Below are 527 nucleotides of genomic sequence, written 5' to 3'. Positions count from 1 at the left end.
CGACCGAGCTCAGCCACACCGTCGTGAAGATGAGGTTCGTCGCCGTCGTCCGCTCCCACTCGATGCCAACGATCGCCGGCCCGTAGAGGACGAGCCCGATCGCGACCAGTCCAGCCACGACGTAGTAGTACGCGTGCTTGACCAGCTCACCGATCGGTCGGAGTCCGCCGAGCCCCTCCGGATCGAGGAAGTCAACGCCGACGTCGGAGTCTCGGAGGCGACGCGGCGCGATGAGCGTGACGGCGACGTACACGGTGAAAAACTGCGTGGCGATCGACGCCCAGACCGGGTTCGCCACCGTCCAGCCGATCACCGCCGCGAGGTTCGCGTCCTGGTAGACGGCGACCGGTCCCCCGAGCGCGAACAGCCGCACGTAGTTCACGGCCACCACGGACAGGAACACCGTCCACGGAAGCCACGAGGGGATCACGTTCGTCAGTCGCTCGGGGTCGTCGGTCCGGTTCCTGATCCGCATCTCCACCGTGACCTCGTGGTAGCGCCGCCGGAGCGATCGCGACCCGTAAACG

1 pseudogene is annotated in these 527 nt (G+C 67.2%); it reads right to left on the bottom strand.

The annotated features are described in order from the left end of the window. Window positions 1–475: pseudogene (locus D3D02_RS18905) on the bottom strand (hypothetical protein); the annotation flags it as partial. Window positions 476–527 lie beyond the last annotated feature (52 nt).

The sequence above is a fragment of the Halobellus sp. Atlit-38R genome, assembly GCF_003665925.1.
Classification (GTDB): domain Archaea; phylum Halobacteriota; class Halobacteria; order Halobacteriales; family Haloferacaceae; genus Haloquadratum; species Haloquadratum inordinatus.
This window is presented reverse-complemented; position numbering and strand designations above follow the sequence as displayed.